The organism is Neobacillus sp. MER 74, from assembly GCF_023714155.1.
On the sequence record NZ_JAMAUV010000093.1, the window covers coordinates 1 to 310 of the forward strand.

At 40.0% G+C, this 310-nt stretch carries 1 rRNA gene; it reads left to right on the top strand.

The features are described from left to right. Window positions 1-84: ribosomal RNA gene (locus M3610_RS27650) — 16S ribosomal RNA — on the top strand; the annotation flags it as partial. Window positions 85-310: the final 226 nt, after the last annotated feature.

Consider the following 310-nt stretch of genomic DNA (forward strand, 5'->3'; position numbering starts at 1 on the left):
CAGCCGCCTAAGGTGGGACAGATGATTGGGGTGAAGTCGTAACAAGGTAGCCGTATCGGAAGGTGCGGCTGGATCACCTCCTTTCTAAGGATAAAGCTGGACTTGTGAGCCAGACAAAACAGTTTGTTCGCGATCTTTGTTTGTTTAGTTTTGAGAGTGCAATTCTCTCAAAGCTTTTTTTAATCGTTCTTTGAAAACTAGATAATCGTAATGAAGAAGCAAAGTAAACATCGAGTAATCGCCATTTTAGATTTTCTCTCTTATGTAAGTAAGAGTTATAAACCTTTTAGGTTAAGTTAGAAAGGGCGCA